The organism is Daquilactobacillus linshuiensis, from assembly GCF_052828685.1.
Genome location: NZ_CM128255.1, coordinates 513,554 through 536,570, shown reverse-complemented (window position 1 = coordinate 536,570; position 23,017 = coordinate 513,554). Strand labels below are relative to the sequence as shown.

General features: G+C 30.4%; 27 protein-coding genes and 1 other annotated feature. Of the genes, 2 read left to right on the top strand and 25 right to left on the bottom strand.

Annotated features, from left to right (window positions below; genetic code table 11):
- Positions 1–129 precede the first annotated feature (129 nt).
- Positions 130–315 (top strand): 50S ribosomal protein L28, encoded by a 186-nt coding sequence (gene rpmB / locus ACUV9F_RS02870; RefSeq protein ID WP_446184185.1) that lies wholly within the window; start codon positions 130–132, stop codon positions 313–315.
- Positions 316–330: 15 nt separating this feature from the next.
- On the opposite strand, the gene ACUV9F_RS02865 is transcribed toward rpmB, so the two are convergent.
- From ACUV9F_RS02865 to gmk, 10 genes are read right to left on the bottom strand one after another with little or no spacing between them, the layout of a single operon-like run.
- Positions 331–1,002 carry a thiamine diphosphokinase gene (locus tag ACUV9F_RS02865; RefSeq protein WP_446184184.1) on the bottom strand — a complete coding sequence of 224 codons (672 nt, stop codon included), beginning with the start codon at positions 1,000–1,002 and terminating at the stop codon, positions 331–333.
- A gap of 3 nt (positions 1,003–1,005) precedes the next feature.
- Positions 1,006–1,650: a ribulose-phosphate 3-epimerase gene (rpe, locus tag ACUV9F_RS02860; protein WP_446184183.1), complete on the bottom strand. Its 645-nt coding sequence runs from the start codon at positions 1,648–1,650 to the stop codon at positions 1,006–1,008.
- A 2-nt stretch (positions 1,651–1,652) separates the two neighbouring features.
- The gene (rsgA, locus tag ACUV9F_RS02855; protein ID WP_446184182.1) at positions 1,653–2,531 is read right to left on the bottom strand and encodes a ribosome small subunit-dependent GTPase A; all 879 of its coding nucleotides are present in this window, start codon (positions 2,529–2,531) and stop codon (positions 1,653–1,655) included.
- Positions 2,532–2,554: 23 nt separating this feature from the next.
- On the bottom strand, positions 2,555–4,435 hold the full coding sequence (gene pknB, locus ACUV9F_RS02850; protein ID WP_446184181.1) for a Stk1 family PASTA domain-containing Ser/Thr kinase: 1,881 nt from the start codon (positions 4,433–4,435) through the stop codon (positions 2,555–2,557).
- Between the two features lie 3 nt (positions 4,436–4,438).
- Positions 4,439–5,182 (bottom strand): Stp1/IreP family PP2C-type Ser/Thr phosphatase, encoded by a 744-nt coding sequence (locus tag ACUV9F_RS02845; RefSeq protein ID WP_446184180.1) that lies wholly within the window; start codon positions 5,180–5,182, stop codon positions 4,439–4,441.
- A 9-nt stretch (positions 5,183–5,191) separates the two neighbouring features.
- Positions 5,192–6,514 carry a 16S rRNA (cytosine(967)-C(5))-methyltransferase RsmB gene (rsmB, locus tag ACUV9F_RS02840; protein ID WP_446184179.1) on the bottom strand — a complete coding sequence of 441 codons (1,323 nt, stop codon included), beginning with the start codon at positions 6,512–6,514 and terminating at the stop codon, positions 5,192–5,194.
- Positions 6,504–7,442, bottom strand: a complete 939-nt coding sequence (gene fmt / locus ACUV9F_RS02835; RefSeq protein ID WP_446184178.1) for a methionyl-tRNA formyltransferase — start codon at positions 7,440–7,442, stop codon at positions 6,504–6,506. The genes rsmB and fmt overlap by 11 nt, the downstream gene beginning before the upstream one ends.
- Positions 7,443–7,456: 14 nt before the next feature.
- Entirely contained in the window at positions 7,457–9,838 is a 2,382-nt protein-coding gene (gene priA, locus ACUV9F_RS02830) for a primosomal protein N' (RefSeq protein WP_446184177.1), read from the bottom strand.
- A gap of 49 nt (positions 9,839–9,887) precedes the next feature.
- Positions 9,888–10,148, bottom strand: coding sequence for a DNA-directed RNA polymerase subunit omega (gene rpoZ / locus ACUV9F_RS02825; protein WP_446184176.1), 261 nt, complete (start codon positions 10,146–10,148; stop codon positions 9,888–9,890).
- Positions 10,145–10,759: a guanylate kinase gene (gmk, locus tag ACUV9F_RS02820; protein WP_446184175.1), complete on the bottom strand. Its 615-nt coding sequence runs from the start codon at positions 10,757–10,759 to the stop codon at positions 10,145–10,147. The genes rpoZ and gmk overlap by 4 nt, the downstream gene beginning before the upstream one ends.
- Before the next feature lie 177 nt (positions 10,760–10,936).
- Here gmk and ACUV9F_RS02815 point away from each other — a divergent pair, with 177 nt between their 5' ends.
- A complete protein-coding gene (locus tag ACUV9F_RS02815) occupies positions 10,937–11,260 on the top strand; it encodes a hypothetical protein (RefSeq protein WP_446184174.1) in 324 nt (107 codons plus the stop codon).
- Here ACUV9F_RS02815 and recN read toward each other — a convergent pair.
- The 15 genes from recN to ACUV9F_RS02740 form a co-directional block, all read right to left on the bottom strand.
- On the bottom strand, positions 11,249–12,934 hold the full coding sequence (gene recN / locus ACUV9F_RS02810) for a DNA repair protein RecN (RefSeq protein ID WP_446184173.1): 1,686 nt from the start codon (positions 12,932–12,934) through the stop codon (positions 11,249–11,251). The two genes, ACUV9F_RS02815 and recN, sit on opposite strands and share 12 nt — an antisense overlap.
- 9 nt (positions 12,935–12,943) lie before the next feature.
- Positions 12,944–13,774, bottom strand: a complete 831-nt coding sequence (locus tag ACUV9F_RS02805) for a TlyA family RNA methyltransferase (protein WP_446184172.1) — start codon at positions 13,772–13,774, stop codon at positions 12,944–12,946.
- Entirely contained in the window at positions 13,767–14,648 is an 882-nt protein-coding gene (locus tag ACUV9F_RS02800; protein ID WP_446184171.1) for a polyprenyl synthetase family protein, read from the bottom strand. The genes ACUV9F_RS02805 and ACUV9F_RS02800 overlap by 8 nt, the downstream gene beginning before the upstream one ends.
- Positions 14,649–14,652: 4 nt before the next feature.
- A complete protein-coding gene (locus ACUV9F_RS02795) occupies positions 14,653–14,883 on the bottom strand; it encodes an exodeoxyribonuclease VII small subunit (protein ID WP_446184170.1) in 231 nt (76 codons plus the stop codon).
- Positions 14,873–16,219, bottom strand: coding sequence for an exodeoxyribonuclease VII large subunit (xseA, locus tag ACUV9F_RS02790; protein ID WP_446184169.1), 1,347 nt, complete (start codon positions 16,217–16,219; stop codon positions 14,873–14,875). The genes ACUV9F_RS02795 and xseA overlap by 11 nt, the downstream gene beginning before the upstream one ends.
- Positions 16,206–17,060, bottom strand: coding sequence for a bifunctional 5,10-methylenetetrahydrofolate dehydrogenase/5,10-methenyltetrahydrofolate cyclohydrolase (locus ACUV9F_RS02785; protein ID WP_446184168.1), 855 nt, complete (start codon positions 17,058–17,060; stop codon positions 16,206–16,208). The genes xseA and ACUV9F_RS02785 overlap by 14 nt, the downstream gene beginning before the upstream one ends.
- Before the next feature lie 53 nt (positions 17,061–17,113).
- Complete coding sequence (nusB, locus tag ACUV9F_RS02780) at positions 17,114–17,536, bottom strand: transcription antitermination factor NusB (RefSeq protein WP_446184167.1); 423 nt, start codon at positions 17,534–17,536, stop codon at positions 17,114–17,116.
- A 12-nt stretch (positions 17,537–17,548) separates the two neighbouring features.
- Complete coding sequence (locus tag ACUV9F_RS02775) at positions 17,549–17,962, bottom strand: Asp23/Gls24 family envelope stress response protein (protein WP_446184166.1); 414 nt, start codon at positions 17,960–17,962, stop codon at positions 17,549–17,551.
- A 24-nt stretch (positions 17,963–17,986) separates the two neighbouring features.
- Positions 17,987–18,547: an elongation factor P gene (efp, locus tag ACUV9F_RS02770; protein WP_446184165.1), complete on the bottom strand. Its 561-nt coding sequence runs from the start codon at positions 18,545–18,547 to the stop codon at positions 17,987–17,989.
- 115 nt (positions 18,548–18,662) lie between these two features.
- The gene (gene rpmA, locus ACUV9F_RS02765) at positions 18,663–18,935 is read right to left on the bottom strand and encodes a 50S ribosomal protein L27 (protein ID WP_446184164.1); all 273 of its coding nucleotides are present in this window, start codon (positions 18,933–18,935) and stop codon (positions 18,663–18,665) included.
- A 14-nt stretch (positions 18,936–18,949) separates the two neighbouring features.
- A complete protein-coding gene (locus tag ACUV9F_RS02760) occupies positions 18,950–19,285 on the bottom strand; it encodes a ribosomal-processing cysteine protease Prp (protein ID WP_446184163.1) in 336 nt (111 codons plus the stop codon).
- A 2-nt stretch (positions 19,286–19,287) separates the two neighbouring features.
- Entirely contained in the window at positions 19,288–19,602 is a 315-nt protein-coding gene (rplU, locus tag ACUV9F_RS02755; protein WP_446184162.1) for a 50S ribosomal protein L21, read from the bottom strand.
- A gap of 9 nt (positions 19,603–19,611) precedes the next feature.
- Positions 19,612–19,680: a sequence feature (ribosomal protein L21 leader region), on the bottom strand.
- A 52-nt stretch (positions 19,681–19,732) separates the two neighbouring features.
- Entirely contained in the window at positions 19,733–20,629 is an 897-nt protein-coding gene (locus tag ACUV9F_RS02750) for a glycine betaine ABC transporter substrate-binding protein (RefSeq protein WP_446184161.1), read from the bottom strand.
- A 9-nt stretch (positions 20,630–20,638) separates the two neighbouring features.
- Positions 20,639–21,493, bottom strand: coding sequence for an ABC transporter permease (locus ACUV9F_RS02745; protein ID WP_446184160.1), 855 nt, complete (start codon positions 21,491–21,493; stop codon positions 20,639–20,641).
- A complete protein-coding gene (locus ACUV9F_RS02740; RefSeq protein ID WP_446184159.1) occupies positions 21,486–22,688 on the bottom strand; it encodes a quaternary amine ABC transporter ATP-binding protein in 1,203 nt (400 codons plus the stop codon). The genes ACUV9F_RS02745 and ACUV9F_RS02740 overlap by 8 nt, the downstream gene beginning before the upstream one ends.
- Positions 22,689–23,017 lie beyond the last annotated feature (329 nt).

Below are 23,017 nucleotides of genomic sequence, written 5' to 3'. Positions count from 1 at the left end.
TTAAATAAAATAAAAAACATACTAACAAGTGATTTTCCTTTACAGGTACTTGTAAAAATCTTTTTATTGTGATAAATTATTTAAGTGAATTTATAAAAGAAAACATGTAGCCAAAGGAGGTTGTGTCCCATGGCAAAAGATTTTATCACTGGTCGTAAGACTACTTTTGGTAACAAGCGTTCACACGCTTTGAACTCATCAAAACGCTCTTGGAAGCCAAACTTGCAAAAAGTTCGCATCTTAGTTGATGGTAAGCCAAAACGTGTATGGGTTTCAGCTCGTGCACTTAAATCTGGTAAAGTTACACGCGTATAAAAAAGACTAGCTAAGCTAGTCTTTTTTTTTGTCTGAATCTTTACTTTGTATTACTAAAATTGAGCCTTCATCAAAACTAAAATTAATTGTATCTTTCACGAATTCATTACTTGCCCAGCTAATAGGAACTTGTGATGTATTGTTCTTAAGTAAATATTTACTATCAATTAAATTTAAATTTTTAACTGGTCCAATATTTACAAATCCAACATACTTCATTTTCGCTAATTTCTTAACAGTGTGGTATCCAGGAGTAAAAAATTCGATATAGTTACCTGTATCTATTAATTTAACTTTTTCAATTATATTGGTAAAGTTCTTATCAGTACCTAAAAATAGATTAACCAACAAATGATCAATTCTACCACCAGTAGCTCCATAAACATGAATTTCATCAAATTCAAAATTTTTAATTACAGTTTTTAAAGCTAATTGAGAATCCGTAAAATCTTTTTCAGCTGGAACTTTTATTATGTTCTTTATAGCTTCCTCAAATAAATTTAATTCATCTTTACTGCTAGAATCAAAATCTCCAACAGAATATTTAGGGATAATATTATTTTTTAATAAATAAGCAGTACCGTGGTCTGCAGCAACCCATTCTCCAGATATTTCTTTGGGATTAGTAAGTAATTCTTTAGGATATTCGCTTTTTGGACCACCTAATAAAATATTTACTATTTTCATTATTTACTCCACTCGAAGTGACTTTATTCTTTCTTCCAAATTACCACCGAACACATAAGAACCGGCAACAAAAATATCTGCACCAGCATCTTTACACAAACCTACAGTCTTGTCATCAACTCCGCCATCCACTTCAATTTCAAAACTATAATCAGAGTTAGTTTGTCTTAATTGATCTAGATGGGTTATTTTTTTTGTCATTTCTTTAATAAATTTTTGACCACCAAATCCAGGATTTACAGTCATAATCAACACTTGGTCAACAATTGATAGTACAGGAATAATTGAATCTACAGGAGTTCCAGGATTAATTACTACTCCCGCTTTTGCACCTAAATTATGTATTGTTTGAATTGCCCCATGAATATGTGGAGTTGCTTCTGCATGGATTAAGACCATATCTGCACCATTTTCAACAGCAATAGGTAAATATGGTTCGGGATGATCAATCATTAAATGTACATCTAATGGAGTTTCAGTTACTGCTTTTAACGCTTTAATAATTCCCATTCCAAAAGTAATGTTTGATACAAAATGTCCATCCATGATGTCAACGTGAATTAAATCAGCTCCTGCCTCAGAAACTGCTTTTACATCTCTTCCCATATTCATTTGATCTGCACTTAAAATTGAAGGTGCTATTTTCATAATTATTTCTCCCTTTTATAAATTTTCTTTCTATTTTCTAGTTCTTTTCTTATTGTCTTGTAATCATTATATCTAATAATTGATATATTTTTGTTTTCCAGCTCATTTTTTACCGCACAATTTGGTTCATTAATATGAGTACAACCTCTGAATTTACATTCACTTTGATATTTTATAAAATCTGGATATAAATATTGAAGCTCTTCTAGTTGTATATCTCTTAAATCTATAGAAGAAAAACCAGGAGTATCAGCTACTAGCCCTTCATTAAAACTAAAAAGATTAACTTGCCTAGTGGTATGCTTACCACGGTTTAGAGTTGAAGAAATTTCTGCTGTCTCTAGTTTCAAGTCAGGATTTATTCTATTTAATAATGTAGATTTTCCAGATCCTGTTTGTCCTGTAAAAATCGTTACTTTGTTTTTAAAAATTTTATGAAATTGTTCTAATTTAATCGTTTCACCATAAATTACAGGATAAATATTTTCATAATCCTTAATGATATTCACTACTTTTTCTAATTTTTCTCCAGCAATATCTTCTTTTGATATATAAATAATTGGATTTATAGAGTTTTTTTCTAAATTCAATAAAATTTTATCTAACAAAATTGCTGAGAAATCAGGCTCTACTACAGAAGTAACAACTATAGCTTGATCGATATTAGCTACTGGAGGTCTAATTAAAAAATTTTTTCTATCCAATACTTTAGTTAAGTATCCTAATTGATCACCATTATCATCAAACTCAACATTATCTCCTACAACTGGCTTAATACTCTTATTTCTAAAATTTCCTCTTGCCCTAGTTCGATAAACTTTTCCTTCTTTTAAAATATCATAAAATCCACTGATTGAACTTATAATTTTTCCTTCTACCAAATTAAATACCGGTAATCACTTTCTTATTTTTTTACAACTTCATTCATAATCACTTGCCCATCACGTTTAACAAGATAATTACCTGTTTGTCCTGTCTTAACTTTAAAGGATAGCTCTACATTCTTATTACTAGTTATTGTAAATGTCTGAGCTGGAGCACCTTCAATGTCATGATCAACATCCCCAATAAATATCTGAATTTCATTTTGATCTTTACTGGAATCAAATGGGATTTGAATATTTTTAGTAAATGTATCAAATTGCTTAGCAGGATCTTTCCCTTTAGAAATGACCACACTTAATTTGTCTCCCTTAATCAAATATGCTCCAGCTGCTGGATTTTGACTAATTACTAATCCTTGTGCAACTGTGTCTGAATATTCTTCAGAAGATGAAAGGACAAATCCTTGTTCGTTTGCATAGTCTTGTGCACTCTTTAAGGTATATTGTGATAAATCTCTAACTGCAATTTTTTTATCTTTTTCACCCTTACTTACTTCAAATTCAATTGTCGTATTATTAGGAACAACTTTTTCTCCAGCGGGAACGCTTTGAGAAATTATATATCCTTTAGGTACACTACTCGAATATTCAGACGTTTTTTTGATTGTAAATCCTTTTTTACTTAGATCACTTGAAATCGTTGAATATTTTTTTTCTGTATAATCTTCAAGCTGATATTTTTTTTGTCCACGACTAATTTGTAAATCAACCTGAGAACCTTTTTTAACTTTACTGTTTATTTCAGGTTGTGATTTTATTATATGTCCTTCTTTAACAGAGTTACTGTAAACTTTATATATATCTCCAACTTTAAGGCCCTTACTTTCAAGGACATCTTCAGCTTGAGTTCTTGTTAAATCACTTACGTCAGGAACATTTACTTTTTGATTACTATCAGTCCAAACAGCACCTAAAATAATAATTAATAATATTCCAATAATACTAGCAATAGCTATTTTCTTTTTAGTCCACCATTTTTTCTTTTTGGGTTTATCACTTGCTTTACTATTTATTGGCTCCATCACTTTTGTTTCTTCTAATGATTCATCCAATGGAACAAATCTTTGTTCACCGGCTCTAGTTGAAAGCAGAGTCGTTTTTAAGTCTTTTGCCATCTCATCAGCAGTCTGATACCTTTGATTTGGATCTTTAGCTGTTGCTTTCAATATTACATTTTCTAAAGCTTGAGGTATGCGAGGATCAACATCTCTTGCAAATGGCATAGGAGTTCGAAAATGTTTTAGGGCTATCGCAACTGAAGAATCACCAGTAAAGGGCACATTTTTTGTAAGCATCTCATATAAAATTATTCCTAACGAATATATATCAGACTTGGTCGTTGCTTTTTTTCCTCTTGTTTGTTCTGGCGACATGTAATAAACAGAACCCAAGGTTGTATTAGTTTGTGTGATTGGTTGTTCGCTAAGTGCTAATGCTATTCCAAAATCTGAAACTTTAACTCTACCATAATGATCTACCATTATATTTTCAGGTTTTAAATCACGATGAACAATATTATGCTCATGAGCAATTTTAACAGCAGAAAGAATCTGTTCCATCATATCAATCACTCGTTGATACGGAATTGGAAAATTATCTCGAATATATGTTTTTAAAGTTTTACCTTTAATATACTCAATTACCATAAATTGAGTACCTTGATCAACACCTACATCTAAAACATTTACAATATTAGGATGAGATAGTTCACTTGTTGAAATTGCTTCTCTTTTAAATCTTTCTAAAATTGAACTATCGTTTCTTAAATCCATTCTTAGTGCCTTAATGGCAACTTCTCGATGTAAAAATGTATCTTCAGCTAAATACACATTGGCCATTCCACCTTCACCAATAACACTAATTATCTTATATCGATCGGCAACTAATTGTCCTACTTGCATATGTTAATCCTCCTTTCTTATATCATTTTTTATAATTAATGCAGTAATATTATCTAATCCACCTGCATTATTAGCTTTTTGAATTAGTTTTTTACACATTTCTTTTAAAGAAATATTGCTCGTCAAAATTTCCTTAATTGCATCTTCAGTTACCATATTGGTTAATCCATCTGAGCACAATAAAAGGATATCATCGCTTAAAAAATTGAAAATATTAGATTCAGGTTTAACATTTTCATTAACTCCAAGTGTTTGAGTAATAATATTTTTTTGAGGATGATTTCTAGCCTCAGATTTAGTTAATTCACCTGATTCTACTAGCTCATTTACTAGCGAATGATCAAAACTTAATTGTTTTAGTGTTTGGTTTCGCAACAGATATAGTCTACTATCACCAACATTAGAAACTAACATTTTGTCTTCATAAATAATTACTCCAACCATTGTAGTTCCCATTCCGTTTAAATCACTAAACTGTTTTGAAGCATCAATTATGCGATTATTTTCTTTTTGAAGTTCTTTGACTATCCAATCCTTTAAAGCTGACAGGTCTTTTAAATCAGTCTGCTCAAAATCATGTCCTATATGTGAGACAGCCATGTCAGATGCGACATCCCCACCTTTATGACCACCCATTCCATCAGCTACAATTCCCAAAACAGCTCCACGAATATTAGTAAATACATTTACATAGTCTTGATTTGATTGACGTTTTCGACCTATGTCACTTAAAAAAGCAGTTTTCATAATAACTCCTTATTTGATGCGCTTAAAAGCACTGATAAAAAAACCATCAGTTTCATAATCATCTGGATATAATTTTACCATTTTATTCTTTGAAATACCTATATCATTTTTAACATCTATTTGTTCAAAATTGTCATTATTTTCTAAGAATTGCTGCACTGTTCTTTCATTTTCATCATCAACAATAGTACATGTACTATATACTAAAATCCCGTTAATTTTTAATTTTTTAGAAACAGAATTTAAGATTTCTTTTTGAATTAAAGTTAGTTCATTTATATCTTCTGGTTTTCTAAAATATCTCATCTCAGGTTTCCTTCTCAATAATCCCAATCCTGAACAAGGCGCATCAACTAAAATTCGATCAAAGCTCATATCTAAAGATTCTATATTTAATGCATCTAATTTTTTTGCATATACTAAATCAGACATCCCAAGTCTATAAGCATTTTCTTCAATCAATTTTACTTTATGATCATAAATATCTAATGCAGTTACAGATCCTTCTTCATTAGAATCTAAATAGCTGGCAATATGTGTAGTTTTCCCGCCTGGAGCCGCGCAAGCATCTAAAACTTTTGAGTTTTTTTCCACTTGTAATGCGGGTGCAACTAGCATTGAACTTTCATCTTGAATTGTATACAATCCATTTAAAAATTCTTCTGAATTAATTACTCGATTATCTGAAGTCATTATTCCAAAGGGCGAAATTTCACTTTTTTGAACTTCTATATTTTTTTTACTTAACTTAGAAATCAATTCATCTCTATTTATTTTTTTAGTATTTACTCTTAAAGATAATCTTGAAGAATGGTTCAGTGATTTAATTATATTTTCAGTTTTATCCATTCCCAATTGACTTGATAGCTTTTCAATTATCCAAAGTGGCATACTAAATTCAACACTTAGTCTGTTTTTATAATCTTTAATTATATTTAAATTTTTATGACCGTTTCGTTGATAATTTCTCAAAACTCCATTAACAAACCCACCAATACCACGATTACCTCTTTTTTTAGCAATCTCAACTGATTCATAAATTACTGCTCTATCAGGTACTTTATCAAGATATTCAAATTGATATATTGATAATAACAATAAAATATTTACCCAGGAATCAATTTTTTTACCTTTTAAGTAATCTTGTAAATAAAAGTCAATTGTTAACTTATGTTGTAAAACTCCGTACACAATATTTGTCATAAGAGCTACATCTTTTGAACTTAAATTATCTCTTTTTATTACGTTATTAATTTCAATATTTGAATATGATTCATCTATTAAAATTTTTTCAAGTATATTTAAAGCGTTATATCTAGCACTATTCAGCAATGATTTGACCTACCTCTATGTCTCGTCCGAAACCATTTAAATATGATGCTATATCCATCGACTTCTTCCCTGCAGGTTGTAATTTTAATATCTTAATAGCATCTTGTCCTGCTTTTATTACTAAACTATTTTTACTTTTTTCAATGACTGTTCCAGGTTTATTTTTACTATTATTTTCAACAACTTCTGTTTTCCATAATTTAGTATGGAGCTTATTTAAAGTTATCCAAGCTCCTGGATTAGAATTAAGTGCACGAACTTTATTAGTTATATTAACTGCAGAATCGTTTATGTCTACTTTTTCTTCTTCTTTAGAAATATTGGGTGAGATAGATACTTCATCAGGATTTTGTATTATTCTTTCATTTGTACCATCAATAATGCTTGGTAAGGTTTTTAATAATAAATTACGCCCTACTAAACTTAACTTTTCAAACATTGAATCCCCAGTATCATCTTTTGTTATTTCAACTTCTTCTTTAGCAATCATATCACCAGCATCCATAGCTTTAACCATATACATTATCGTGATACCTGTTTTTTTATCGCCATTCATTATTGAACGTTGAATAGGTGCTCCTCCTCGATATTTTGGTAATAACGAGCCATGCACATTTACCGCACTTGTAACTGAGTTAATTAAGCTCATTGGCAAAAATTGTCCATAAGCAGCAGTTATTAAAACATCAGCCTTTAAGGCTATTAATTCATTTAATTCTTCACTACCTGAAAGCTTATCGGGTTGTAATACTTTAATTCCATACTCTTTTGCAACTTTTTTAACCGGAGTTTCTTCTAATACTTTTTTTCGACCTATTGGCTTATCTGGCTGTGTAACTGCTGCGATTACTTCATAGTCATTATCTATCAGTCCTTTTAGCACTGTTGCTGAAAATTGGGGAGTTCCCATAAAAATTATTTTTGTCATTTTTTCACCTCATATTATTGTGGTTCATTATCTATTGAAATTCTAAATCCTTCACTGATATCTTTTTGAGTTTCATTTAATAATGCTGTTAACATTTTATGAACCTGTAATTTATTTTTATATTTCAAAGTTATCTGGTAGTAATATCTGTTTTTCAGTCGAGAAATAATAGCTGGAGTGGGACCCAATATGATAACATTTTCATCTAGTTTATCAGAAAAATATTTTTTTATTTCATACGCTTTTTTTAATGACTGATTTTCATATTGATGAGTAATTGTAATTAAGGTTGAATAATAAAAAGGTGAATAATCACTTCTATGTCGTATAAACATTTCATGTCTATAAAATTCTTCATAGTCATGTTTAGCAGCCAATCGAATAGCATAATGTTCAGGATTATAAGTTTGAACTATCACTTGACCACTTTTATCAGCTCTTCCAGCACGTCCACTAACCTGAGTTAATAATTGAAAAGTTTTTTCACTAGCTCGAAAATCTGATATTGCTAATGTAGTATCTGCATTTATAACTCCTACTAATGTTACATCTGGAAAATCTAGCCCTTTTGCAATCATTTGGGTTCCAAGCAAAATCTGTGCTTTTTTATTTGCAAATTCATTTAATATTTTGCTATGCGAACCTTTTTTAGATGTTGTATCTACATCCATTCTTAATACACCAGTTTCTGGGAATAATTTATTAAGTTGCTCTTGAACTTTTTGAGTACCAGTACCATGAGAACGTAATCTTTCACTATTACAATTAGCACAATATTTAGGTATTGAACTTTCAAAACCGCAATAATGGCATTTTAAAATATTTTTATCTTTATGAACAGTTAATGAAACATCACAATTTGGACATTTAAATACATAGCCACACTCTCTACATAATAAAAATGATGAATATCCACGTTTATTTAATAATAAAACCGCTTGATTCCCATTTTGAAGTGTTTCATTCAATGCACTTATAAGTTTTACACTAAGATCTCCTGATTCAGATGCATTTTTAGCATCTCTCATATCTACAATTTCTACAGGGGGTAGTTGATTATTATTAACTCGATGTTTCATTTTTATTAGTTTGTATACATTCTTTTGTGCTCGAGCTCTTGATTCTAAACTTGGCGTCGCACTACCTAAAACAATGGGACATTTATTATATTCTCCACGCCATATAGCAACATCTCTAGCATGATAACGTGGATTTTCTTCCTGCTTGTAACTTGACTCATGTTCTTCATCAATAATTATTACTCCAAGATTTTCAAGTGGTGCAAATACAGCACTTCTTGCTCCAACAACTACTTGTGCTTCATTTCTTTCAATTCTTCTCCATTCATCGTATCTTTCACCCTTTGATAAACCACTATGTAAAACAGCAACTTTATCTTGAAATCTTTGTGAAACTCGCTCTACCATTTGAGGAGTCAAAGATATTTCGGGTACAAGCATCAAAGCTGTCTTGCCTTTTTCTAATGCATTTTGTATAGAATTTAAATATACTTCTGTTTTACCACTACCAGTTACTCCCTCAATCAGGAATATGTCATTTTTTTTATTATCAATAGAATTAGTAATCTGATTAACAGCTTTATTTTGTTCCTCAGTAAGACTATAAGTCTTATTCACTTTTTCATTAAAAAAATTTTTAGGTGTTCTATATTGCTCAAGTTCTTTTTGTTCAAAAATACCATTTTTAATAGTTGCTGTAACAACGGTTCTTGTAACATTTAATAATTTAGTTAACTCATTAATTGATATGACGCTATCTATATGTTCAATAAAATAATCAATGACTTTTAATTGAGACTTTTTTCTAGTCATTCCCTTTTTTATCTCAATTAATTCATCAGTAGATTTGCTATTTTTAATAACACTAATTGTCTTTTTCTTTGCTTGATTTTCTACAGAATAAATAATGTCAACTTGTCCATTTGACTTGTATCGCTTTACTCTTAACAGTTCATCTTTTGAAAGGTTGCTGCTTATTTCTACTTGTCCATTTTGAAATAAGTTGTCTTTTTTTGTACTTTCATCTAATGCAACTGCAATTTGATGATATTTTGCCCTCATAACACTTGGTAGCATTGTTTGCAGACTTGATATTCTGAAGGAATAAGTCTTGTCTGCAATCCATTTTGAAAGTTTTAACATTTCAGTATTCAAAACAGGCTCAATATCAATAACATTACTAATCGGCTTTAAATCACCATCAAATGTTGTGTCTTCTACAATTTCATCGACAAATCCCTGAATTTTCCTTCTACCAAATGGCACTTCAACTCTCACACCTATTTGAATAATATTGTTTAAAGATTCAGGAATTAGATAGTCAAAACTCCTATTCGTCTGCATAGTTGGAATATCAACAATAACTTTTGCAATCATTTTTATCACCTACAAAAAAACCTTCACGATATAGTGAAGGATTGAAATATTATTTTTTTTCATTTTCTAATTGTTCAATATCCATTTTTTCAGCTTCTTTTTCAAGCATGACTGAATCAGGATCTATTTCAATTTTTCCATCAGCAATTTCTTCAAATGCTTGTCCAATAATTCTTGGTGATTCATACTTACTAATCATCTCTACATCACCATTTTCCAATTCATGAGCACGCTTAGCTGCAAGTACAGCTAGAGAATAGCGTGAATTTACATTATCTAATAACTTATCAATTGAAGGATCTATAATCATTTTTTATCACCTATTGCTTTCTTATAACTATCATATACTCTTGAAACTCTTAAATGTTCACTACGAATAATATTTTCAATTTTTCTAACGGCCTTAGGTATTTCATCATTTACAACCGCATAGTCATAGTGTGACATCAATTCTATTTCTTGTCTAGCTTTTTCAATTCTTTTATCAATAGTAGCATCATCTTCTGTTCCACGATGAGAAATTCTTTCTCTTAAACTTCCCAAATCTGGCGGAGTTAAAAAGATAAATACTCCATCGGGCATTTTTTCGCGAACCTGCATTGCACCATTAACTTCAATTTCTAACAATACATCTCGACCAGCATCTAATTTTTGTTGTACATATTTTAATGGAGTTCCATAATAATTGTCAACATACTTTGCATATTCTAACATGCCACCATTTTTTATTTCATTTTCAAATTCTTCTTTTGAACGAAAATAATAATCAACGCCTTCTCTTTCTCTAGGACGCATCTTTCTAGTCGTCATCGAAATAGAATAATCAAACTTTATACGCGATTTTTTTACCATTGCTTTTCTTACGGTTCCCTTACCAACACCAGATGGACCAGATAAAACAATTAACATTCCTTTAGACATATTATCCCTACTCTTTATAAAAATATAATATATATATTTTGGGCTAAAACCATTTATATTTCAAGGCTTTTGTTTAATAAAGAGAAAAAAATATTAAGAAAAAATAAAGACAGTTGCATATACGAACAAAAGTTCGTATACTTATCTATACAAACAAATGTTCGGGGGATTTTAAATATGGAACTAAAAACAACTAACTTATCACACTTCAAGGACACAATTACCAATGAAACAATGAACTTGCTTTATTCAACTTTCGATTTAAGTTTTTCTGGTCAGAATTCCAAAGTTAAGCAAATGCCTTTAAATCAAATAAAAGAGTTTCTTAATCAAAGTTTCCATTCAAAATATTTGATTAATGTTATTCTTAAAAACAATATTTCATTAGATGGTATTTTAGTATCAAAAAAAGACGATGACACATTTATATTCAATACAAATGGCAACGTCTTTAGAATTTTAAAAACCAATGATATAAAATATATAAAATTAGCTGATTAATTTTGTTTGCTCATTATGAGCTAATTCTAATAATTCTTGAGCATTATTTCTTGTCAAATCAGTTACCTTAATTCCGGATAACATCTGGGCAATAATCTCTATGCGTTTTTCTTCATTTAATTTATAAACAGCAGTCGAAGTTGAATCTTTGGTTGCTGCTTTTTTTATATATAGCTGTATGTTACTCATAGCAGCAACTTGTGGCAAATGGGTAATACATAGAACTTGAATATTTTGTGCAATTAGAAAAATTTTATTTGCAATAGCTTGTGCAACTCGTCCACTCACGCCAGTATCAATCTCATCAAAAACAATTGTAGAAATATTAAGGGTTTTAGACATGATAACTTCTAGAGCCAACATAATCCTTGAAAGTTCTCCGCCTGAAGCTACTTTAACTAATGATTTAAATTCTTCGCCAGGATTAGTTTTTAATTCAAAACTAACTTCTTCTTTACCATTTTCAATAAATTCACTAGTTTCTATAAACTTAACTTGAAACTCGGCTTTTTCCATATACAAATCAACTAATTCTGATTTTATTTTTTTTGAAAGTTCTGTTGCTGTTTTAACTCTAATTTTATGAATTTCTTTTGATTGGACGGTTAATTTTTCAGTAAGTATTTTTAATTCTTCTTCAATTTTTTCCGGTGCTGAATTTTCATCTGTTATATCTGTTAGCTCTTGTTGTGCATTATTGCCAAATTCAATAACATCATTTACCGTAGGCCCATATTTTTTTTCCAAACTTTGAATTAACTGTAAACGTTTTTGAATTTCATCCAATGTCTGAGGGTTATAATCCAAATTATCAATAATTGATTGAATTGAACTCATTGCATCTTGAAGACTGTAATATGAATCTGTTACTGAATTATTAATTTGTTTAATTTCATCATTATATTCAGACACCGCACTTAGCTCTTCCATAACACTGCCCGTATTATCGACTATAGAATCTGACAACTGAGTATAGCTATTTCTTAAAGCCAATGAAATTTTATCAAAATTAGCCAACTGATTTCTTTGATCTATTAGTTGGTCTTCCTCACCAGGCAGTAGTTGGGCATCGTTTATTTCTGAAATTTGAAAAGTTAACATATCTTTTCTTTGGGCTAATTCTTGTGCATTTTTTTGAATGTTTTTGAGCTTTTGTACTAATTTTTTATATTCTTTAAAGTTATTAAAATACTCTAGTTTTTTTTCTTTTAATTTATCAGAAGCAAAATTATCCAATATTTTAATATGATTTTCTTCATTCAATAATGCTTGACTCTGATTTTGTCCATGAATATTAACCAGAGTTCTACCAATTTCAGCTAACACAGATAAACTTATTAATTCACCATTAGCACGACAGACATTCCTACCATTTGTAGAAAATTCTCTTTTTAAAACTAACATTGAATCTTGAAACTCAATACCTTGTTCATTCAATATTTTTTGAGTATTTTCATTATCAGAAATATCAAAAAGTCCCTGAATTATAGCCTTTTTAGCACCTGTTTTTATAAATTCAATTGAACCTCGACCGCCTGTAAGTAGTCCTAGTGCATCAATGATGATAGACTTACCAGCACCTGTTTCACCAGTCATCGCTGTCATTTTATCTTGAAATTCGATATCAACTTCATTGATAATTGCAAAATCCTTAATTAAAAGTTCTTTTAACATAACTAACCTCTATTTATTTAAATCAGAATATGCATTATTAATTACATTTTCGATAGATATATTACCAGATATAGTATTTTTTTCTTCCAGAGAGGGTTTACTTATATGAAGTAAAAATTCAATATTGCCTTCACCACCCTTTATTGGTGAATAATCTAAATTCAATATATTAAAGCCAGTTTTATAAGCAAAATTAATTACTTTTTTTATTACATTTTCATGAACTTCTCTATCTCTAACAATCCCATTTTTCCCAACATTTTCAGGTCCAGCCTCAAACTGCGGCTTTATAAGGCACACTGCACTAGAATTAGGAAGAATTATATTAAACATCGGAGGTAAAATTAATTCTAAAGAAATAAAAGAAACATCAGTCATAGCAAACTCGGGTAATCCTTGAGTAAAATCTTCTGGTTTACTATATCTAAAATTAACTTTTTCCATTACTATAACTCTTTGATCACTTCTCAACTTCCAAGCTAACTGATTTGTTCCAACATCAAGAGCGTAGACTTTCTTTGCCCCATTTTGAAGTGCAACATCAGTAAAACCGCCAGTTGAAGAACCAATATCTAAACATATTTTTTCGCTAACATCTATATTAAAAGATTTTAATGCCTTTTCCAGTTTAAATGCACCTCTACCAACATATTTCATAGATTTGCCTTTTACATGCAACTGACTATCTATATCTATTTTTTCTCCAGGCTTATCTAACCTAAGATTATCCTGATTATAAATTTCTCCAGCCATTATTGAGCGTTTTGCCTGCTCACGAGAAGAAAAAAGATTTTGTTTTACAAGTAACACATCAACTCTTTCTTTTGCCAAATTATTCACCTAATTCAAAATATTTTAAAAAGTCATCTAATAGACTCGTATCTTTATTTATCTGTAATAAATCTTCATGAGCAGAATCACAAAGCTTTTTTAGATACCCTTTTGATTCTTCTAATCCTAAAAGAGCGGGAAATGTATTTTTTCCTTCATTAGAATCTTTTTGTGTCTGCTTACCAAGTTTCTCAGTAGTTGAAGTGACATCTAAAATATCATCTTTAACTTGGAAAGCAAGACCTACTTTTTTTGCAAAGTTAGTAATTTTCTGAATATCATCATTTGAAGCATTAGTTAATTTTACCGCCATTAAAAAACTTGCCAGAAGAAGATCCCCTGTTTTTTGACTATGCAGCTGCTTTAAATCTTCAAAAGTTAATTCATGATTTTCATTTGATATGTCTATCCATTGACCTGAAACCATTCCTTGAGCACCAGCTTTTTCACTCAAAATATTAATAAGATCAACTTTTTGTTTATCGGTAATAAATAGATTCTCGCTTACAAACTGAAATGCCATTGTTAATAGTGCATCACCTGCAAGAACCGCTTGACCTACTCCAAAAACTTTATGATTTGTGGGTTTACCACGTCGTAAATCATCGTTATCCATCTCTGGTAAATCATCATGAATTAATGAATAAGTATGTATTAACTCCAAACTTGCAGAAATATCATAGTATTTTTCTAATTCTTTTTTTTCAAAAGTTGCTAAAGTCGCTAAAAATAATATTGGTCGTACTCTTTTGCCTCCAGCCATTAACGAATATTCCATTGATTCGGCTAGTTTTTTATTTTGAATTTTTAAATTGATTTTATTTTTTGCAATATTTACTATTTTTTCAGCATGAATTTTTTGAAATTTATTAAAATTATTCAAATATCTACTCCAAGTTTAAAGATGTTTCATCAAGATTTTTTTCTTCATTATCATCAGTCATCACTTTTGTAAGAGTTTTTTCAGCGCTCTTAAGAGTTTTTTCTAAAGTATTGCTTAAATCGATTCCTTTTTGAAATTTTTTCATTGCTTCTTCCAAAGGAACATCACCTTTTTCAAGCTCAATTACAATATTTTCTAACTCGTTTAGATTATCTTCAAATGTTTTATTTGCCATTCTTATTTACCTCATCAACTGTTGCATTAATTTCACCATCTGAAATACGTATTTTTATTTTATCTTGTACATTAAAATCAGAAATTTTATTTAAAATTTCATCATCATTATTAGTTACAATTGAATATCCACGTAATAAAGTTTTTAACGGACTAAAGCTATCTAATTTATTAATAGTATTTTTAAAATGATTATTTTTATTTACATATATTACATTAATATTAGAAATTAACTTTTCATTTAATAAATTCAATTTTGCATAATTTTCTTTTACAATCACTTCAGGATTATTATGTAGCAGCTTTTGTCTCTTTAATTCTAGCTTACTATTATAATTACGTAAACTTTGTTCCATATTAGTAGTCAACTGTGAGTACAACTGATCTAATCGCTGCAAATATATATCATATAATCTTTCTGGATGTTGCATAACAGGTCTAGATTTTAGCTTTTGAATTTCATTTTCTAATAAATTAATTTGATTTTTTAAGTTTGTAAAAACTCTATTCTTGTAATCATTAATTTGTATCATCAACTGTGCTAAATCAGGTGTGGCTAATTCTGCTGCTGCTGTTGGTGTAGCAGCTCTCATATCTGCAACTAAATCAGCTATTGTTGTATCTGTTTCATGTCCAACAGAAGATATAACAGGAATTTTGCTGTCAATTATTCCCCTTGCAACGATTTCCTCATTAAACGGCCACAAATCTTCAATAGATCCACCACCACGACCAATAATTAATACATCAAAGTCACTATCTTTATTAACACGTTTAATTTGCCTTGCAATGTCATCTGCTGCTCTATCACCTTGAACAAGTGCCGGATATAAAACAATCTGTGCAATGGGAAATCTTCTCATAGTTGTTGTAATAATATCTCTAATGACTGCGCCTGACTCACTAGTAATAACAGCAATTCTTTTAGGAAACTTAGGAAGTGCTTTCTTAGGTAAATCAAAAACTCCCTGCTCTTTTAATTGATTTTTTAGCTGTTCATACGCTTGATATAAGGCACCAACTCCATCAGGCTCCATAGACTCAACATAAATTTGATAAGTACCACTCGGTTCATAAACAGAAATTCTTCCCGTCACTAGAACCTTCATTCCTTCTTCAGGAATAAATTTGAGTTTGGAAAAAGAAGTTTTGAACATAATGGCAGATATTTTTGCTTGATCGTCTTTAATTGAAAAATATTGATGAGCATTGGAACGCATTCGGAAGTTAGAAATTTCTCCAATTAAAAAAACCTTACCCAAGTATGGATCAACATCAAATTTTCTTTTTATGTATTGACTTAGTGCTGTTACGCTTAAATATTTATCTCTTTGCATTTGCTCTTTTTTCCGCAATACTTATTGTCTGATACATCAAACCTGTAATTGTCATGGGACCAACGCCTCCAGGAACTGGTGTAATTAATGAAGCGTGTTTACTAACTTCGTCAAATTTAATGTCACCAGTCAATTTGCCATCAACCCTATCCATTCCGACATCAACAACAACTGCGCCTTCTTTTATATAATCACTTGTAATAAACTCACTTTGTCCAATTGCTACTATCAGTATATCTGCTTTTTTTGTTATTTCTTTCAAATTTTTAGTGTGAGAATGTGCAATTGTAACTGTAGCATTAGCATTTAACATTAACGCTGCAACTGGTCTTCCCACAATATTACTTCTACCTACAATTACAACATTTTTCCCATCAACATTGATATTATATTGATTTAGTAGAAGCATAATTCCCCTAGCAGTCGCTGGTACTTGTTTTGGATCATTCATATATAATTTTCCAAAATTATATGGAGCAAAACCGTCTACATCTTTTTCAGGCTTCACAGCATTTACAATTTTTTCTTCTGAAATATGACTTGGAAGAGGAAGTTGTACAATAAACCCATCAATTTCATCACTATTATTTAATTTATCAATTTCTTTTAATAAATCTTCTTCAGAAACTGTTTCAGGAAGAATCACTTCGTTAAAGTTAATGCCTAACTTTTGTGCTCTCTTTTTTTTATTTCTAACATAAATTTCACTAGCACTATCATTACCTACCATTATTACTGATAAACCAGGTACAACATTTTTTTCTTTTAACAAGGCTATTCTCTTAATTAGTTCTTCATCAATTTCTGCTGCAGTCTTTTTTCCGTCTAATATATTATCCATGATAAAATCCTCCATAAAATAAAACGCCGGTTATTAAATTAACCAGCGTAAAATTAATCATCTATAAAGTTTGAAAGAACGGCATTAATAAAACTAGCATCATCAGGGTCACTAAATTGATGTGCTAATTCAATTGCCTCATTTATAGCAACTTTTTGAGGAACATCTTTGCTATATAAAATTTCAAATAAACCTATTCTAAGTATAATTAAGCTAATTTTGGGTAAACGATCGATAGACCACTTTTTCCCAAGTTTAGTTGAAATTTTTTCATCCAAGCCAGATTTACTCTGATTAACACCATTAACTAAAAACTCTAAGTATTCAGGAATTGTGACTTCAGACTCGTCATCTATATCATATTTATATCTTAAAATATTTTCAATTGATTCTTTTTCTTCTATATCTTTTTGTGAATCTATTGAATACAAAACCTGTAACACCAATTCTCTTATTTCATGACGAGTAAATTCCACTATGATCTTCCTTTATTCAGAAATTTTTATTCCTTCTATATTTCCATTAGCTTTTTTAGCAACTAATCCGACAACATGAACATTAATATTTGTTAACTTTAAATCAGTCATAAACATTAACTGTTCTTTTAATGCTTTTTGCAACTCAAGTGATACTTTAGGAACAGATACTCCGTAATTAAAATAAGCGTAAATATCAGCGATTAATCCATCTTCTGTTTGTTCTAAAGTAACGCCTTTACCGTGATTATCTAATCCAAATAATGTATTTAATGTGCTAGATAACGAATCACGCATACTATAAACACCTTCAACTTCACGAGCAGCAATTCCTAAAATTGTCTCCAATACTTTAGGTGCAATTTCAACATTACCATTCACTGTACTATCTTTTTGTTGAATTGATATATATTTTGTATCAGTCATCTCAGCCTCCTTAAAGGTGTGCTTTTAGGCTCTTGAAATATAAGAGCCATCTTGAGTGTTTATTGTTAATACATCACCACTATTTACAAAGAATGGAACTTGAACAACAAGTCCTGTTTCCATAGTAGCAGGTTTTGAACCACCAGATTGTGTATTACCTTTGATTGTAGCCTCAGTTTCTGCAACTTCAAGATCTACAGTATTTGGTAGTTCCACTCCTAATGTTTCTCCACCATGCATAATAATACTTACCATCATGTTTTCTTTCAAATATTTAAGCTCATTTTCGATTTGTGATCCTGCTAACTCTAATTGTTCATAAGTTTCAGCATCCATGAAAACATAATTGTCACCATTAGCATATAGATATTGCATTTTTTTATTATCAATTTGTGCTTTTTCAACTTTCGCAGTTGATCTAAAAGTTTGTTCTTGTAGTGCACCAGTTCTAAGATTTTTTAACTTTGATCTTACAAATGCACTACCCTTACCCGGTTTTACATGTTGAAACTCAACAACACGCCATAATTCCCCATCAATATCAATTGTTAAACCATTTTTAAAGTCATTTACAGAAATAGCCATAAATAATTTCTCCTCGCTAATTATATCCTATTAATGATATCAATCTTTATATGATTAAATCAAGCTATATATCATATTTTTGCAAATAAAAAAGCTCTCAATGAGAGCTTTTTTATTAATATACAGAAACTTGTTTCTTATCTTTTCCAAGACGTTCAAATTTAACAACGCCTTCTTTAAGAGCAAACAATGTATCATCTCCACCAATACCAACATTAGTACCGGGATGAATTTTTGTTCCACGTTGTCTAAAAATAATTGAGCCAGCGTTTGCACGTTGACCGTCAGCAATTTTAGCACCTAGTCTACGACCAGCTGAATCACGTCCATTTGAAGTTGATCCTCCACCTTTATGGTGAGAGAAGAATTGTAAGTCCATTTTAATCATAATAATTTCCTCCGCTAATCAGAATATCCTGCAAATACAGAATATTGCTTAACTATATCTTTATATATTAAATAAAAATTTTCCAAAAGCAATGAAATATCGTGGTTTTCTTCACTAGTTTTATCATAGTCTATGTGAAATTTTAGATATCCACCATTTTTTTCATCTAACTTAATATTAGCTCTTGAATTTGCAAGTGCTTCTATATTATTTATAGTTCCGATAGAAATAGCTGAAACGGCAGAACAAACAATATCTAGTTCCCCGCTTTCACCATAGTCCGCATGACCTGTTAGTAAAAAATCAGTAATTCTATCTTCGCTATCTCTTTTAAAGCTTGCTTTTATCATTATTAAGCGTTTTTGATGCTATCAATCATAACTTTTGTATAAGGTTGACGGTGTCCCATTTTTGTATGTGAATGTTTCTTAGGTTTGTATTTGTAAGTAACAACTTTACGTTCTTTACCTTGTTTTTCAACCTTACCAGAAACTGAAGCACCTTTTACAAATGGAGTACCAACTGATAATTTATCACCATCAACTACCATGATAACGTCATCAAAAGTAACTTTCTTACCTTCTTCAACATCAAGCTTTTCAACAAATATAGCTTCATTTTCTTGAACCTTATATTGTTTTCCGCCAGTTTTAATAATTGCGTACATATACATGTACCTCCTTCTAAGACTCGCCATTATGGGTGACAAAGCTTAAAACCCAATCATGTGCGGTTGTAGATTACAACTAGTAAAATTTACCAGAAAAATCAACTTTAGTCAATACCTTATGCTTTTTTTAATGCTCTTTAAGATCATTAATACTATTTATATTTTTCATATATTTAGGAACAGCTAAACCAACTTTTGCACCTTTTAAGTTTACGCCTAAATCAACAAACTTCCCCTTAAAATCTTTGTAAAAAACTCCTGACGTATTCGGTAACCATGCACAAACTTGAGCATCTGCTGCATTAGTAGCAATTGATGACCACATTGGCTGAATTTCCATTGCTTGAATAGTTACATCGTATCCTACTGATCTTAATGTTTCAGCCACAACATTAGTTGATGCTATTTCTGAATCCCAAGCAACATAAGTTAATTTTAATTTATGATCTTTAACTTTTTTTACGTCTTTAGTCCAGCTATTAACTTGTTTTTTATTCTTTTTAATCCAACTTTTAGCAGCTTGTTTTGGATCTTGTCCTTCGTTAACTTTTAACATAACATCTGACATTTGTTCTTTAGTCCAATGAAATCTATCAAGTACCTCGTAAGCACTAGGTTCATCTTTTTTTAAACCTACTCGAGCTATTGTATGTATACTTTCTTCTTTACCATATACATGCTTTGGGTCTTTTAGAAACTTAATTGGGTATTTGGTAAACATCCAATGAGGTTGCCAACCAGTTATTACAATTGGCCGTCTATCTTTCAACGCTTTTTGTAACGTACTAGTCATTGCTGCAGTCGAACTAGTTTGCAGTTGCCAATTTTCTTTTTGTAAATCATATTTATCAATGGCTTTTTGTGTAGACGACATTATTCCAGCACCAGCATCAATACCTGTAATTGTATAATTTATTTGCTCACCAACTGATTTTTTTGCATCATACTTTGGCATTTTAGAAGAACACGATACTAGTAATAAAGAAATAAAAAATAGTGAAATAATTGATGTTATTTTTTTCATATTTTTCTCCTATTTTTGTTTTTCATGAGTTAATGCTTGGGTTAATCTATCCAAAATTATTGCCAATATAACTATCGCTAATCCGGCAGCAAATCCATTACCAGCATCGTTTCTACCTACTGCAAAATAAACTTTAGTTCCTAATCCCATAGCACCAATCATAGATGCAATAACCACCATTGATAAAGATAACATCATACTTTGGTTAATTCCTGCCATCATAGTTGATTTTGCCAATGGCAATTGAACTTTAAAAAGTTTTTGCCTTCCAGTAGAACCGTAAGACTCAGCTGCTTCTATTAATTCTTTTGGAACCTGTCTTATACCAAGATTTGTCATTCTTACTGTTGGTGGCATTGCAAAAATTACAGATGCAACAACTCCTGGAACCATTCCAATTCCAAAAAAAGCGACTGCGGGAATAAGATAAACAAAAGCTGGCATTGTTTGCATAAAATCAAGAACTGGCTTTAATATAACTTCTGCAGTATCACTTTTTCCCATTAAAATTCCCAATGGTATTCCAATAATTAATGAAATTAAAGTTGAAGTTAATACCAAAGTCAAAGTTTGGGTCATATCTCTCCAAAATTCGAGATTAATAATCAAAAGTAAGCCTAATAATTCAAATATCAACAATCCGTATTTTTGTTTATTCTTATTTGCAAAAAAAGTTAGTCCAATAATTATAAATATGAATAACCATGCAGGAATTAAATCAAATATCCATTGAAAACTATTAATAATTCCACCTATAAAATTCGATACGATATTAAAAAAAGATTCAAATTTAGTTAATCTATCAACTAATGCATCTATCCATTGTGCAAGTGGAATTTTTTGTATCATTAAAATATTATTCAAAATCACTTACCTCATTTCCAGTCAAGGCACCTAAAACAGCACCTCTGATAATAATTCCCATCAATCTATTTGAATCATCAACAACAGCAAAAGGAATTGGAGTTTGTGATATATCTTCCATCAATTCTGATAAAGGATTTTCAGGCCCAGTCTTTGGAATATTATCTTTATTCAAAATGCTTTCTAAATCACGACTACCTTTTTTGACTAAACTAGCCACATCCATAACATCTAATGTCCCAACTAACTTACGCTTGTTATCAATTACGTATACCATTGAAACTTCATCTTCTCTCATGCGTTTAAGTGCAATACGTGGTCCATCTTTTTGAATATTTATTGTGGTTGGTCTTATCATAACGTTTTCAGCAGTTAATACTTTACTTCTATCAACATTCTCTATGAATTTTTCAACATAATCATCAGCTGGTTTTGTCAAAATATCTTCAGGAGTTCCTAATTGAATAATTTCTCCATCTTTCATAATCATGATATGATCGCCAATTTTCAAAGCTTCATTTAAATCATGGCTAATAAAAATAATTGTTTTATGGAGTCTTTCTTGAAGATCAAGTAACTGATCTTGCATATCAGATCTATTTAGTGGATCAAGGGCTGAAAATGCCTCATCCATTAATAAAATTTGTGAATCATTTGCAAGAGCACGGGCTAATCCCACACGTTGTTGCATTCCACCAGAAAGTTGAGTTGGGTATTGATCATAATACCCATCAAGACCAACCTCATTTAAGGCCTCTTTAGCTTTTTTCTCACGAATATTTTTTTGTATACCTTGTATCTCTAATCCATATTCAGTATTTTCCAGCACTGTTCGATTTGGAAACAATCCAAAATTTTGAAAAACCATACTCATTTTTTTTCTACGAATATTTAATAATTCTTTTTTATTAATCTTCATTAAATCTTGACCATCAATAAAAATATTGCCATCGGTGGGTTCTATCAATCTATTAATCATTCGAACTAACGTGGATTTCCCAGAACCAGACAAGCCCATTATTACAAAAATTTCGCCATCTTCTATTTCAAAATTAGCACGATTAACACCAACCGTTGCTCCAGTTTCTTTTAAAATTTCTGATTTTGTTTTTCCTTTTTTAAGTAACTCTTTTGCTCGCCCAACGCGACGACCAAATATCTTTGTAAGATTTTGTACCCTTACTTTTTTAGTCATAAAAACCTCCTTCAAAATAAAAAGGATTTTGAAAACTATCAAAGTCCTAACTTTATTTATATATTATGCTAACAAATATAATAGTTCACTTCAAATAAACAGAAAGTTTATTTGAAAGGTTTAAAATTATATTAGAAATATTTTTGCCAAATTTATTTTGCTGTATCCTTACTTTCACAACGATTCTGTTGCTTTTTTAGGTTCAAAAGTTGCCAAAAACACTATTTTCGGTCTATTTTTACCTGATTTTGAGTAGCTTTTATAAATTTGGCAACAAAAAAATATTTTAGTGAACTTTTGTGAACGTTTAGAACTGTTTACAAAAAATA